This is a genomic window from Streptomyces sp. cmx-4-9 (assembly GCF_046548835.1).
Taxonomy (GTDB): domain Bacteria; phylum Actinomycetota; class Actinomycetes; order Streptomycetales; family Streptomycetaceae; genus Streptomyces.
In genome coordinates this window covers 1064410-1076685 of record NZ_JAEBEE010000001.1, presented here as the reverse complement: position 1 = coordinate 1076685, position 12276 = coordinate 1064410, and the positions used below count along the sequence as shown (strand labels likewise).

Below are 12276 nucleotides of genomic sequence, written 5' to 3'. Positions count from 1 at the left end.
ACGACGGGCGGTCGGGCGGAGCGGGGTCAGTCCGGGCGGACCATCCCGCGTACGGCGCCCTCCAGGGACGCGAAGGTCGCGAAGGTCTCGCGGACCAGGAGCTCGTCGCGGAACTGCACGCCGAAGGCGTCCTCGATGGTGATGACGAGCTCGATCGCGGACATCGAGTCGAGACCCAGGTCGGCGAGCGGGACGGTGTCCCAGTCCACGTCCGCGGGGACGCCGTTCAGATGGGTCGTCAGTACGTCCACGAGCCGCTCGGACACGGCTGAATCCGTTGTTTCGGCGCTGCTCATCCCGCATACCCCCGCCATGTCGCGAATCGGTCCTGCGGCCCCCGGCCACCGGGTCGGGAACCGCGCCCCTCGGCCCGGCCAGTATCCCAGCGGACCAGGGGGGCCACAATGATTTCCGGTGCGCCGCAGCACACAAATCCCTTGCGCGCAGGGACAGTTCAGGTCGATTCGGCCAGAACGCGGAATCCGATGTACGGCACCGTGCTCCACTCGTCGGCCGTGAAGGAGGTGGCGTTCTCGAAGCTCTCCGGATTGCGCACCGTGTACGCGCCCCCCTTGAGCACGCGCGAGCCGAGCGCCACCGGGGCGCCGCCGTCCGGGGCCTGCAGGGAGTCGGCGCACCACTCGAAGACGTTCCCGGTCATGTCCCGCAGCCCGAACGCGTTCGGCGGGGTGCAGCCGACCGGGCGCGGACCGCTCGCCTCCGGGGCGTACACGGCGCGGTCGAACGCGTCGCCGAGGGACCAGCGCAGCCCCTCGGGCCCGCCGGCCGCGTACTGCCACTCGACGGCCGAGGGCAGCCGGACCCGAGCCCCCGCCCACCCGGTCAGCCACGCGCAGTAGGCGACCGCGCCGTGCCAGGTCACCCCGGTGGCCGGCAGCCCGGCCAGCGGCTCGTCGAGGGCCACACCACCCGTGGCGGTGGTGCGCAGTCCTGTGCCGGCGCCGGTCGGGAAGCCGTGCAGGTGCGGGGCGGGACCCTCGTGCAGGCCCCGGTCGAGGAGGTAGCGCCAGTACTGGCCGGCCGTCGTCGGCAGCACGGCCAGCCGGAAGCCGCCGGTCCGCGCGGGCCCGTCCGGGAAGGCGGCGGCGGGCAGGGCGCCCGGGGGGACCGGGGCCAGCTCGGGCAGCCCGTCCGAGGGGGAGGTCATCGCGGCCGCACCACCCGGAAGCCGTAGACCTCGCACTTGGTGTCCTCGTACGCCGCCATCCGGCTGTCGGGCCCGAGGGAGGCGGCGGGATCGGCGAAGGAGCCGCCGCGCACCACGCGGAACGAACCCCGCTGCGCCCCGCGGGGGTTGCGGGCCGGCTGCGCCCCGTACGGGCCGAACCGGTCGTGGCACCACTCGCGGACGTTGCCCAGCATCTCGTGGAGGCCTGCGGCGTCCGCGGGCAGGCTGCCCACCGGTACCGGGCCGGGCTGCCCCGGAAGGAAGTTCCCCGCCAGCGCCTCCCCGGCCCGCAGGGCCCGGCAGGCCGGGCCCGCGTCGGCGGAATTGCAGGCGTCGGGTCCGGGCGCCGCTCCCGACGGGTGGCCGATGCGGCACGCGGCCTCCCACTCGGCCTCGGTGGGCAGCCGGTACCCGTCGGCATCGGGGTCGGCCCCGCGGGAGCCGAGGAGGTACACCGGGGCCAGGCCCTCGCTCCGGGACAGCCAGTTGCAGTAGGCCGCGGCCCCCCAGAAGCTGATCTGGATCATCGGGAAGTCCGCGGTGCCGGGCCGCAGTGCGAAACCGCCGGCCCTGCTGGTGACGAAGCACGGGTCGATGCAGTCGATCAGGGTGTGGTCCACGTCGCCCGGTGCGTCGAGCAGGAAGGCATGGAAGTCCCCGGCGCTGACGCAGCGGTCGCCGAGCCGGTAGGCGTCGAGCTCCACCTCGTGCGGCGGCCGTTCCTTGGAGGTCCGGTCCGGGGAGCCGACCACGACCCGGCCGCCCGCGAAGTCCACCATCGAGAAGTTCCGCTGCTGCACGCTACTTTTCAACCAACACCCCCGTGTGGCACGGCACTTGCGTTCTACGCCGGATGCCGCCCAACCTAGCTCCGGGCGGTGCGGGCGACAAGGCCGGTCAGGCGGTGACCCGCCGCACCGCGGGCAGCAGGAGCAGCGCCGCGGAGCTCGCCACCTGCCAGAGCACTGCGGCCCACAGCACCGCCCCGGTGCCCGTCGCCTGGGCCACGGCGGCCGCCGCCACCAGCCCCAGCGGGGAGAGGGAGTACGAGCACACCGCGTCGAAGGAGGACACCCGGGCGATCAGCTCGCTCTGCACCCGGGTCTGCAGCAGGGTGGTCCACAGGGCGTTGAAGACCGCGAGGGCCGCCCCGCCGGCGAATGCGGCCGCCGCGGTGAACGGCAGCGGAGCCGACACCGCCAGGCACAGCACCGGCGCCGCCCAGGCCGCCTGGGCCAGGACGATCACCACCAGCGGACGCCCGGGCGACCAGCGCAGCAGGACGGGGGCGAAGAGGATCGAGCCGGCCCCCAGCGCCGCGAGGATCAGGCCCCAGGCGCTCCCGCCGCCGAGCCGCTCCTCCGAGACCACCGGGCCCAGCACCAGGAAGGGCGCGTAGAGCAGTGCGTTGAACAGGGCGAAGGTGATGCTGGTGAGCCAGATCCAGGTCTGCCCGCGCCAGGCCGCGTACCCGTCCTTCAGGTCGCCCAGCGGGGAGCGGGCGGTCCGCTTGACGTAGGGCGGGACCTTCACGAGGGCGACCGCGACCACGCTGGCCAGGTAGGTGCCCGCGTCGAGGGCGAGCACCAGGCCGGGGCTGGTCGTCACCACCAGGAGGCCGGCCAGGGCCGGCCCCAGGACCACGCCGACGTCCTTGGCGACGCCGATCAGCACATTGGCCCGCTGGAGGTCCTGTGCCGGGACGATGTCGGGGGTGAGCCCGGCCATCGCGGGGGTGAAGAAGCCGGTGCCCGCGTTCTGCACGGCGACCAGCGCCAGCATCGTCCACACCGAGGGGTGGCCGAACAGCACCAGGGCGGCGAAGGTGCCCTCCGCCAGGAACCGCACGGTGTCGCTGACCAGCATGACCGTGCGGCGGCCGAAGCGGTCGGCGACGACCCCGCCCGCGAGCAGGCACAGCACGTTGACGGTGACCCCGGCGGCGATCACCAGGCCCAGGTCGGAGGTGGACCCGCCGGCGGCGAGCACGGCGAAGGCGACGGCCACCCGTTCCATGCCGGTGCCGAACAGGGAGAGGCTGTGACCGATGTAGAAGCGCCGGAAGTTGCGGTGGGTGAGCGGACCGAACCATCGCTTCTCGGGCAGCACCGTCGTCATACGATCATGCTAGCCCTCCGGCGTACTCGCGGGTCCCTCAATTCCCTTAAATGGCATGTGAGTTGAGGGCAGGTGCGGATCGGCGGCCCCGGCCCGCGCGGGCTCAGCAGAAGGCCTTCCACTCCTCGGTTCCCACGGCCCGCGCCACCGCCGGCGAGGAGGCGGCCAGTCCGTCGCGGAACGCCGCGTTGTGCGCCCGCACCTGCTCGTCGCAGCCCTCCAGCGGACTGCCGGGAGTCAGGTCGACCAGCCACAGCGGCCGCAGTTCCGCGCCGCGCATCGCCTTCCCGTCGGGCGTGGCGATCCCGGCGTGCAGCCACCGCACTCCGGGCATCCGGGCGGGCAGGTAGTAGGCCAGGTTGAAGTATTCGGCCGCACCCCGCAGCCGCTCGTAGTCGAAGCCGACCGCCCGCAGGTACACCGTGTCCCCGTCGCGCACGTAGAGGCAGCAGCCCACCGCGGGCTCGTCGCCGACCGAGCACAGCAGCACCTCGGCCCGGTCACCGGCCAGTTCGGCGTGCTTGCGGAAGGCCTCGACGTAGGCCTCGGCGCTGCCGTCGATGCCGTACCGCTGCTCGGTCCGCGCGGCCAGCCGGCCCACGTCCTCGTAGGCGTCCCGCAGGATCCGGTGCTCGACCCGGTAGCCGGCCTCCTCGAACGCACGCACCTCCCGGCGCACCCGCTGGCGCCGGTGCTGGGAGCCCAGCGACTCCAGCCAGTCCTCCCAGCCGCCCGGCGGGATCTCCAGCCAGGCGTCCGCGGTCAGCGCCACCGGCAGGGTCTTCGCCCCGGCCTCGCGCAGGGCCAGCGCGTCGGGGGTGGTCAGGTACATCGCGACGCGGGCCGGGCCGGTCGGCGCGCCGGACGGGCCGAGGGGGTCGGGCAGCGCGCGGACGGCGTCGAGCAGGGCGCCGGCCGCGGCGGCCCGGTCCGCGCCCGGGGTGGCCAGCAGGTGCGCCAGGTAGCCGCGGCGCTGCCCCACGAGCACGCCTGCGGCCGGCGGGCTCGGCAGGCCCCGCCCGGTGAGCTGCTCGTGCCAGCGCAGGTGCGGATTGGAACCGCCGTCCGTGGCCGCCACCGGCACGGCGGCCCGGCCGCCGCCGGGCAGGTCCACGTGGACGGCGCCGGACACCATGCCCGGTTCCAGGGCCACCAGGCGCAGCCAGAACGCGGAGGAGTAGAACCGCCCGCCGGCGAGCTCCCCCCACTGCGCATCGGTGAGCCCACCCAGCGGATCGGTGAAATGACGGGTGGCCCCCATGGCGCGCAGCTCCCCTACGAGTTCGTCCAACTGGCCGTCTACAAAGGCGTGTCGTGCTGTCCTAGGCTACGTTCCATGAGATCACCGGTTACGGAGAATCGCCAGTACCTGCTCGTCTTCGGGGCGACCATGGCCCTGCGTGAACGGGCGGTCGTCGCCGCCCTGCGGGTCTTCGACGGACCCCTCGTCACCATCGCCAGGTCGGTGGACGCCCGCGCGGCCAAATTCTTCGACCACGTCCTCACCGGTGATTTCAGCGACCCGGACACGGCGCTGCGGCTGGTCCTCGACTTCGAGAAGGAGACGGGGATGCGGCCCGCGGGCGTCGTCCCCTTCATCGACCCCGGGCTGGTGCCCGGCCGGCTGATCGCCGACCACTACGGCCTCCCCTTCCTCTCCCGCCAGGCCATCGAGGACTCCGGGATCAACAAGAACCGGATGAAGGACCGCCTCCTGGCGGCGGGCGTGGCCACCCCGCGCTACGTGCAGGCCGACGACCTCGACGCCGCGTACGCGGCCGTCGCCGAGGTCGGCCTGCCCTGCGTGGTCAAGCCCTCGGCGTTCGGCGGCAGTCTCGGCGTGCGCCTGGTCCGTACGCAGGAGGAGATCGCCGAGGCCCACGCCTCGGTGCGCCGCACCATCGACGCCACGGCGACGTTCACGGTGAAGAACCGCGGCATCCAGGTCGAGGAGTTCTGCCCGCTCGTCGACGAGGTCTCTGTGGAGGTGCTCACCCACCGGGGCGTGACGACGGTGCTGGCCGTGACCGACAAGTCCCACGGTCCGCAGCCCTACTTCGCGGAGGTCGGGCACCGGGTCCCCAGCACCTACGCGGACCGCTCCGACGTCCGGGACCTCGCCGTCCGCGCCTGCGAGGCGATCGGCCTGGACCGCGGGGTGGCCCACGTGGAGATCCGGCTGGAGGAGGGCCGGGAGCCGCAGCTCATGGAGGTCGGCGCACGGACCGCCGGCGACGGGATCATCGACCTGGTCGAGCGGGCGCTCGGGATCTCCCCCTACGAGCTGCACGTCCTGTCCTATCTGGACCGGCTCCAGGACATCCCCCGGCCGCAGCCCGCCGGCCTCGCCGCCATCGCCGTCCTCAAGGCCCCGCCCGGCACGGTCGCCGCGGTCCGCCCGGTCGCCCGGGTCGACGCGGCGGTCACCTCGTACGAGGTGTACGCGGCCCCCGGCACCGTCTCCCGGGCCGAGCAGGCCAACTACCTCGACCGCGAGGGATACGTCGAGTGCTACTGGCCGGGCGCCGAGCCGGCCTCCGTCCCCAAGGACGCCCACCTGGACATCGCGGCCCGGCTGGCTGCCGAGATCTTCGTGATGGAGGGGGCCGAGGGGGAGGCCGCGGCGCCGTAGGCCGACGGGGCGCTCACAGCCCCCGGACCGAGGCCACCGTGAAGCCGGTCGGGGTGCCGGTGCCGGGGGACAGGGGGCCGCCCTTGTCGAACTGGGAGCGGACCACCAGCGTCCGGCCCGGCAGGTGGCTGAGGGTGGTCGGGATCTGCAGCGACGGGTCCACGACCCGGCGGACCAGCCGGGCGCGCATGCCGTCCGCGCCGACCTGCCAGCGGGTCAGGGTGTTGCTGACGTTGTGTGCGACCCGAAGGGTGCCGTCGGGGGAGAGGTCGAGGCCGTCGGCGGCCAGCAGGTCTCCGCCGGCCAGCTCCACGCGCCGGACCGCCCCGCTGCGCAGGTCGACGCGGTACAGGTCGCCGGCCGTCATGTCGACGGTCAGCAGGTAGCGGCCCGCCCGGTCCGAGGTGATCCCGTTGAGGCTGAAGGCGCCCGCGGGCCGGGGGCGCAGCTGCGGGGACAGGTCGTACGCCTCGGTCAGCACGCCCCCGCCGGCGGCCAGCTGGGCCGGGGTCACGCGGTAGAGCACCCCGCGGACGCTGTCGGTCAGGTAGGCGGTGCCGTCCGGGGTGACCGTCAGGTCGTTGACGAAGCGGGGGGCGTCGCCGGCCACCGCGAAGCAGGCCGACCGCGCCCCGGTGGCCGCGTCGTAGACGCAGACCCCGGCCGTGGAGTCGGTCACCCACAGGCGTCCCCGGGCATCGACCCGCAGGCCGTTCGCCGTGCGGCGGCCGTCGGTCCCGGCGGGCAGGAACACCTCGGCCGTGCGCCGGCCGGGCCGCGCCCGGTAGACGGTCCCGTCCGCGTACGAGCCGACGTACGCCGTCGCGGTCCGCGGGTCGGTGGCGATGCCCTCCGGGTAGACCCGGGCGCCGGGCAGGGAGAAGGCCGTGGATATCCGGGCGTCCGCGGGCTGCGCCGGGGCCGCCGCCACCGTGAGGACGGCGGCCAGGCCCAGGAGCGCGGCGGGGGCCGGCCACCGCCGCCGGACGCGCCGGCCCGCCGGACCTCCGGTGCTCTGGGTGGCGTTCCGGTTCTCGTGCAGATTCGCTTCCGTCATGGTGTGCGTCTTCCGCCCCTCGGGTGTGCTCTACCGATCATGTGAACTCGAATGTAGGTGAGAGCTCTCATGTCTGCAAGAGCCGTAGGATGCGGCCATGACCTCCATGGCCCCCGAAGAGCGCATCGGCTCGCACCTCAAGCGCGCCGAGCAGGCGCTCCTCGCGGCGAAGAACGCCGCGTGCAAGCCGGCGGCAGTAACGGTTCCTCAGTACGCCGCGCTGCTCTGGCTGGCGCAGAAGCCGGGGATCTCCGCCGCCGCCCTCGCGCGGCTGTGCGGGGTGACCCCGCCGACCATGAACACCGTGCTGAAGAACCTCCAGGAGCGGGGCCTCATCGAGCGGACCCCCCACGAGCTGCACCGCAATGTGCTGGAGACCCGGCTCACCGAGGAGGGCCGCTCGGTGATGGAACTGGCGGACGCCGGCGCCGTGCGCGTGGAGCGGGCGCTCGCCGCGGCCTTCACCGCGCAGGAGCGCGCGGAGCTGGTCCGGCTGCTGGGACGGTGTGCGGAGGTGCTCGACACGCAGCGCTGAGCCCGCTGCCGAGCCGCCGGCCGCTGGGGCCGCTGCCGCCGAGCCGCCGGCCTCTGGGGCCGCCCGTCGCGCGCGCCCGCCCGTCGCGCGCGCCCGCCCGTCCGTTCCGCCGCCGGTGACACTTCCCCCCCCAGGCCCGGTCCCGGTCCCGGAACGGCGCGGGCCATCGGAGCGTCAGGACCAGGGGAGCCCATCTGTCCTGCCCCCGGGCAGGCGCGACCGTTCGGAGCGAAGTTCGTGCACGAGTACCTGCAGCGCCCGGAGCCCACGGGCCGGCCGCCGGCCGAGGCACCCCGCCGCCGCGCCCGGCGCCGGATGTGGATCGGCGCGGCCATCGCCCTCGCCCTGCTGCTCGGCGGCGGCGGCCTCGCCGTCCGGAAGCTCGACCGGTCCTCCGGCAACGGCGGGGCGGTGAGCTCCGGCAAGGCCCCGGAAAGCCCGGCCCCGCCATCGCCGGCCCCGGCGCAGAGCGGACCCCCGGGCGCCTCCCCGGCCCCCGGACCCTCCCCCTCCGGCGACCCGGACGTGCTGATGCCGACGGGTCCGAAGGCGGGCCTGCGGCAGACGGCCAGACTCGACGACGGCACGGTCATCGCCAAGACCCGCCTCGCCGGTGCGAAGTCCGGGTTCGAGGGGGACGTGTGGGTGTGGACGCCCAAGGAGTACGACGACCCCCGGTACGCCCGGAGCGGCTTCCCGGTGCTCATCGCCCTGCCCGGCGGCAACGGCTTCCCGGCGAACTACTGGTCCGACCGCAGCCTCGGCCTCCAGAAGGCGATCAGCGAAGGGGTCCAGGCCGGCACCAGCCTGCCGTTCCTCGTGGTCATGCCGGTGCTCAACCCCGACGACAAGAACTACCACGACGGCTCCGACATCCCCGGCCGGCCCCGGATGGGCACCTGGATCGCCGAGGACGTCCCGGACTTCACCCGGGCCAACTTCCGCACGTACGCGTCCCGGGACGGCTGGGCCTTCATGGGGGCCTCCTCCGGCGCCTTCGTCGGGATGAAGACGGTCCTGCAGCATCCGGACAAGTTCAAGGCGGTGATCGCCAGCGGCGGCGAGATCGTCCCCGACTCGCCGCTCTGGCAGGGGCACCAGGCGGAGATGGACGCGAACAACCCCGAGAAGCTCGCCCGGAAGCTGATCGACTCCAACGGCCCGGAGGTCTACATCAACTTCCAGATCGGCACCAGGGAGACCGGTCGGGAGCGGATGGCGGCATTCGTACAGCAGTACGGCAAGGGCCCCGTCAGGACGACCGTGCGCGACATACAGAACGGCGAGCACAACGGCTGGCACTACGTCCGGGGCATGCGGGAGGGCTCCCTGGAGTGGATCAGCAAGGTGCTCAAGGGCCCGCAGCCCGCAGCGGGCTGACCGCAGCGGGCCGACCGCAGCGGGCCGACCGCAGCGGGCCGACCGCGGCAGGGCCCGCTGCACGGCCGCCGCAGGGCCCCGGCCGGCCCGCCGCCCGTGGCGCTCGCGACCCCGTACCCGTCCCAGGCAACCCGCCGGGTCGTTCACACCTCTGTAGGGGGTGTAAGGGGGACCGATCGGTCCGGCCCGCGCTCCGAGGTGAGCGCCGGAGAAGGAACGGGACAATTCCGTGCAGCAAGACCAGCAAGGCGACGGCGGCTCCTCGACCAAGGGCGGCCGTCGCCCCGGGCGCCTGCGCCTCATTCTGATCAGCGGTGGGCTCGCGCTCACCCTCGCCGCCGGCGGCGCCGCCGCCTACAAGTACGAGATCTTCTCGGACACGGGGGAACCGGTGTCCTTCGGGAAGGTCGAGCAGAAGACCGCAGCGGCCTCCGACGTCCCGCCGGACGTGCGGATGCCCACCGGGCCGCCCGCCGCCTTCGTCCGCACCCACCGGCTGCCGGACGGCACGCAGATCGGCAAGGCCACGCTGACCGGCGCGAAGTCGGGCTTCACCGGTGACGTGTGGGTGTGGGTGCCCCAGGAGTACCACGAGCCGCGGTACGCCAGGAGCGCCTTCCCCGTCCTGATCTCCCTGCCAGGGGGCCGGGGCTACCCCACGAACTACTGGGGGACGGGCCCGGGCCTGGGCCTGCAGAAGGCCGTCAGCGACGGGGCGAAGGCCGGTACGAGCCTGCCCTTCATCCTGGTCATGCCGGTGACCAACGCCGACACCAAGCACCACTTCGACGGCTCGGACATCCCCGGGCAGCCCAAGATGGGCACCTGGATGGCCGAGGACGTCCCGGATTTCGCGAAGGCCAATTTCCGGACCTTCACCTCCCGCGACGGCTGGGCCTTCATGGGCTCCTCGGCGGGCGGGTTCAACGGCTTCAAGCAGCTGCTGAAGTACCCCGACCGGTTCAAGGCCGTCATCGCGAGCGGCACCGACATCGTCCCCGACTCCCCGCTGTGGAACGGGAACACGAAGGCGATGGACGAGAACAACCCGGAGAAGCTCGCCGCGAAGCTGATCGCCGACGGCGGCCCGGACGTCTACGTCAACTTCCAGATCGGCACCGCGGAGACCGGCCGGGAGAAGGCCGAGAAGTTCATGAAGGAGTACGGCAGGGGTCCCGTGCACACCGCGCTCCAGGTGATCCAGGATGGTGAGCACAACGGAAAGTCGTATGTGCGCGGCATGAGGGAGGGCTCCCTGGCGTGGATCAGCAAGGTGATGTCCGGACCGACCCCCGACCCCGGCGGGCCGTGACCCCGGTGGTGAAGAGGGCGGCGGCCGCTGCCGCCGCGGGGGTCGCGGTGTTCTGCGCCGTCGCGTTCCTCAAGGCGCCCGGCGACCGGCCGGTGCACCCCTTCCCCACCGTCGGCGTCCTCATGGCCAACGGGGAGCACTGGTGCACGGCGAGCGTCGTCGACAGCCCGCGGGGCAATGTCGTCGCCACCGCCGCGCACTGCGTGGCCCCGGCCGGCGAGGACGGGGAGCCCGGGGAGCTCGCCCACGACGGCCTGGCCATCGGCGAGCTCTCCTTCGCCCCCGCCTTCTCCGGCGAGGGTTCCGGCAGCCGGCCGCTCGGGGTGTGGAAGGTCCGCTCGGTCCACGTGGACGACCGCTGGAGCAAGTGGGGCGAGGACACCGCCGACTACGCCTTCCTCACCATCGAGCCGGACGGCGACGGGCGCAGCGTCCAGGAGGCCGTCGGCGGCGCCGCCGAGGCGCCCCGGCCCGAATGGACCTCCGGCTACGAACGGGACGTGACGGTCGTCGGCTACCCGGAGTCCGACCACAACCCGCAGAACAAGCCGGTCTCCTGCACCACGCAGACCCGCCACGACGAGGACGACCCCGACATGCTGTACATCAGCTGCGCCGGGTTCTGGACGGGGACCAGCGGCAGCCCGTGGATCGCCGACCGCGGCGGCCCGGGCCGGCCGGGCCGGCTGATCGGGGTGCTGAGCGGCGGGGACACGGACGTGGACTCCACGGCCGCCCTTTTCGACGAGCACGCCAGGGCCCTGTACGAGCGGGCGGCCCGCGGCTGACGGCCGCCGTGCCGCCGCTGCGCCCTGCGGGGACCGGCGATCATGCCCACGGCGCCCACGGCGCCCACGGCCGCCGGGGCCTCCTCACCGAGCCGCCGGGCCGGGCCGCCGAGCCGGGGCCGCTCGGGGCGGGCCGGTCACTTGGCCCCGCACAGCGGCAGGACCGCGGTGCGTCCCTGCAGGGGGTCGCCGGGCGCCGCGGGCCCCACCGCCGCCCAGCAGGCGGCGGCCGTCGGCTCCACGAAGAGGCCGCGCCGGGCCAGGTCCTGCTGCGCCTCGTGCAGGCGGTCCTCGGTGACGGTGAGGAAGGTGCCCCCCGAGGCGCGGACCGCGGCCAGGACCTGCCGGGCGCGCGGGGGCGCCGGGATGGCGATCCCCTCGGCCAGGGTGGGCCGCTGCCCCACCGGGGCCGCGTCCTCGGCCCCCGCGGCGAAGGCCTCGGCCAGCGGGGCCACCGCCTCGGCCTGCACCGCGATCAGGGCCGGCGGCCTGACCCCGCGCCGGGCCAGCTCCGCCACGGCCAGCGCGGCGCCCAGCAGCAGGGTGCCGTTGCCCACCGGGACGACCAGGGCTTGGGGAAGCCGGCCGCCCAGCTCCTCCCACACCTCGTACACGTAGGTCTTCGTGCCGTGCAGGAAGTAGGGGTTGAACACGTGGCTCGCGTAGAAGACCCCCGGGGCCTCGGCGGCCGCCCGGGCCGCCTGCGCCGCGGCCTCCCGGCCGCCGGGGACCACCGTCACGGCCGCCCCGGCCGCCCGCATCCGCTCCGTCTTGCGCTCCGAGGTGCCCTCGGGCACGAAAACTTCACAACTGAGCCCGGCCCGCGCGCAGTAGGCCGCCACGGCCGTTCCCGCGTTGCCGCTGCTGTCCGCCACGACCCGCTGCGGGGCCAGCCGCCTGGCCAGCTCCGCGAGCATCACCGCGCCCCGGTCCTTGAAGGACAGGGTGGGCATCATGAAGTCGAGTTTGGCGTGAACCCGTTCCCCCAGCGGCACCAGCGGAGTGTGCCCCTCCGCCAGTGACACGGCGAACGCTCCCGGCAGGGGGAGTGCGGGGGCGTAGCGCCACAGGGAGTTCGGCCCGGCCGCCGGATCCAGCGCGTCGGCCGGATCCGGTACGAAGTCCAGGTCCCAGGGTCCGCCGCAGACGGGGCAGCACCAGGGGGCCGTCCGGACGTCGGCGCACGTCCCGTCCTCGGGGCAGACGTAGCCGGGGAGTGCGTGCGTCATGTGCGGAGCCTTTGCTCAATCATGGCCGTTGTATGG

Annotated in this window: 12 protein-coding genes; 5 read left to right on the top strand and 7 right to left on the bottom strand. The window is 74.1% G+C overall.

What is annotated here, in order from left to right; translation table 11 throughout:
• Positions 1-26: 26 nt before the first annotated feature.
• From ACLJTM_RS05010 to ACLJTM_RS04990, 5 genes are all read right to left on the bottom strand, one after another.
• On the bottom strand, positions 27-266 hold the full coding sequence (locus ACLJTM_RS05010) for an acyl carrier protein (protein WP_411102086.1): 240 nt from the start codon (positions 264-266) through the stop codon (positions 27-29).
• Between the two features lie 188 nt (positions 267-454).
• Positions 455-1168 carry a formylglycine-generating enzyme family protein gene (locus ACLJTM_RS05005; protein WP_411102085.1) on the bottom strand — a complete coding sequence of 238 codons (714 nt, stop codon included), beginning with the start codon at positions 1166-1168 and terminating at the stop codon, positions 455-457.
• Positions 1165-1989 carry a formylglycine-generating enzyme family protein gene (locus tag ACLJTM_RS05000; protein WP_411102084.1) on the bottom strand — a complete coding sequence of 275 codons (825 nt, stop codon included), beginning with the start codon at positions 1987-1989 and terminating at the stop codon, positions 1165-1167. The genes ACLJTM_RS05005 and ACLJTM_RS05000 overlap by 4 nt, the downstream gene beginning before the upstream one ends.
• 97 nt (positions 1990-2086) lie before the next feature.
• Positions 2087-3307: an MFS transporter gene (locus ACLJTM_RS04995; RefSeq protein ID WP_411102083.1), complete on the bottom strand. Its 1221-nt coding sequence runs from the start codon at positions 3305-3307 to the stop codon at positions 2087-2089.
• Between the two features lie 103 nt (positions 3308-3410).
• Positions 3411-4598: a GNAT family N-acetyltransferase gene (locus tag ACLJTM_RS04990; protein ID WP_411102082.1), complete on the bottom strand. Its 1188-nt coding sequence runs from the start codon at positions 4596-4598 to the stop codon at positions 3411-3413.
• Between the two features lie 45 nt (positions 4599-4643).
• Between ACLJTM_RS04990 and ACLJTM_RS04985 the strand changes: the two genes are divergently transcribed.
• The gene (locus ACLJTM_RS04985; RefSeq protein ID WP_411102081.1) at positions 4644-5939 is read left to right on the top strand and encodes an acetyl-CoA carboxylase biotin carboxylase subunit family protein; all 1296 of its coding nucleotides are present in this window, start codon (positions 4644-4646) and stop codon (positions 5937-5939) included.
• Positions 5940-5952: 13 nt separating this feature from the next.
• On the opposite strand, the gene ACLJTM_RS04980 is transcribed toward ACLJTM_RS04985, so the two are convergent.
• Complete coding sequence (locus tag ACLJTM_RS04980; RefSeq protein WP_411102080.1) at positions 5953-6996, bottom strand: SMP-30/gluconolactonase/LRE family protein; 1044 nt, start codon at positions 6994-6996, stop codon at positions 5953-5955.
• 97 nt (positions 6997-7093) lie between these two features.
• Between ACLJTM_RS04980 and ACLJTM_RS04975 the strand changes: the two genes are divergently transcribed.
• The 4 genes from ACLJTM_RS04975 (at position 7094) to ACLJTM_RS04960 (ending at position 11011) form a co-directional block, all read left to right on the top strand.
• Positions 7094-7531, top strand: coding sequence for a MarR family winged helix-turn-helix transcriptional regulator (locus ACLJTM_RS04975; RefSeq protein WP_411102079.1), 438 nt, complete (start codon positions 7094-7096; stop codon positions 7529-7531).
• Positions 7532-7768: 237 nt separating this feature from the next.
• Complete coding sequence (locus ACLJTM_RS04970) at positions 7769-8911, top strand: alpha/beta hydrolase (RefSeq protein WP_411102078.1); 1143 nt, start codon at positions 7769-7771, stop codon at positions 8909-8911.
• Between the two features lie 229 nt (positions 8912-9140).
• Positions 9141-10223 (top strand): alpha/beta hydrolase, encoded by a 1083-nt coding sequence (locus tag ACLJTM_RS04965; protein ID WP_411102077.1) that lies wholly within the window; start codon positions 9141-9143, stop codon positions 10221-10223.
• On the top strand, positions 10220-11011 hold the full coding sequence (locus tag ACLJTM_RS04960; protein ID WP_411102076.1) for a trypsin-like serine peptidase: 792 nt from the start codon (positions 10220-10222) through the stop codon (positions 11009-11011). Before ACLJTM_RS04965 ends, ACLJTM_RS04960 begins: the two co-directional genes overlap by 4 nt.
• Positions 11012-11148: 137 nt before the next feature.
• Here the strand turns inward: ACLJTM_RS04960 and ACLJTM_RS04955 are convergent, their stop codons facing one another.
• A complete protein-coding gene (locus ACLJTM_RS04955; RefSeq protein WP_411102075.1) occupies positions 11149-12240 on the bottom strand; it encodes a pyridoxal-phosphate dependent enzyme in 1092 nt (363 codons plus the stop codon).
• Between the last annotated feature and the right edge of the window lie 36 nt (positions 12241-12276).

Coding starts and splice junctions, on each gene's coding strand:
- ACLJTM_RS05005 (WP_411102085.1), bottom strand. CDS start 1,168: ATGACCTCCCCCTCGGACGGGCTGCCCGAGCTGGCCCCGGTCCCCCCG.
- ACLJTM_RS04995 (WP_411102083.1), bottom strand. CDS start 3,307: ATGACGACGGTGCTGCCCGAGAAGCGATGGTTCGGTCCGCTCACCCAC.
- ACLJTM_RS04985 (WP_411102081.1), top strand. CDS start 4,644: ATGAGATCACCGGTTACGGAGAATCGCCAGTACCTGCTCGTCTTCGGG.
- ACLJTM_RS04980 (WP_411102080.1), bottom strand. CDS start 6,996: ATGACGGAAGCGAATCTGCACGAGAACCGGAACGCCACCCAGAGCACC.
- ACLJTM_RS04975 (WP_411102079.1), top strand. CDS start 7,094: ATGACCTCCATGGCCCCCGAAGAGCGCATCGGCTCGCACCTCAAGCGC.
- ACLJTM_RS04955 (WP_411102075.1), bottom strand. CDS start 12,240: ATGACGCACGCACTCCCCGGCTACGTCTGCCCCGAGGACGGGACGTGC.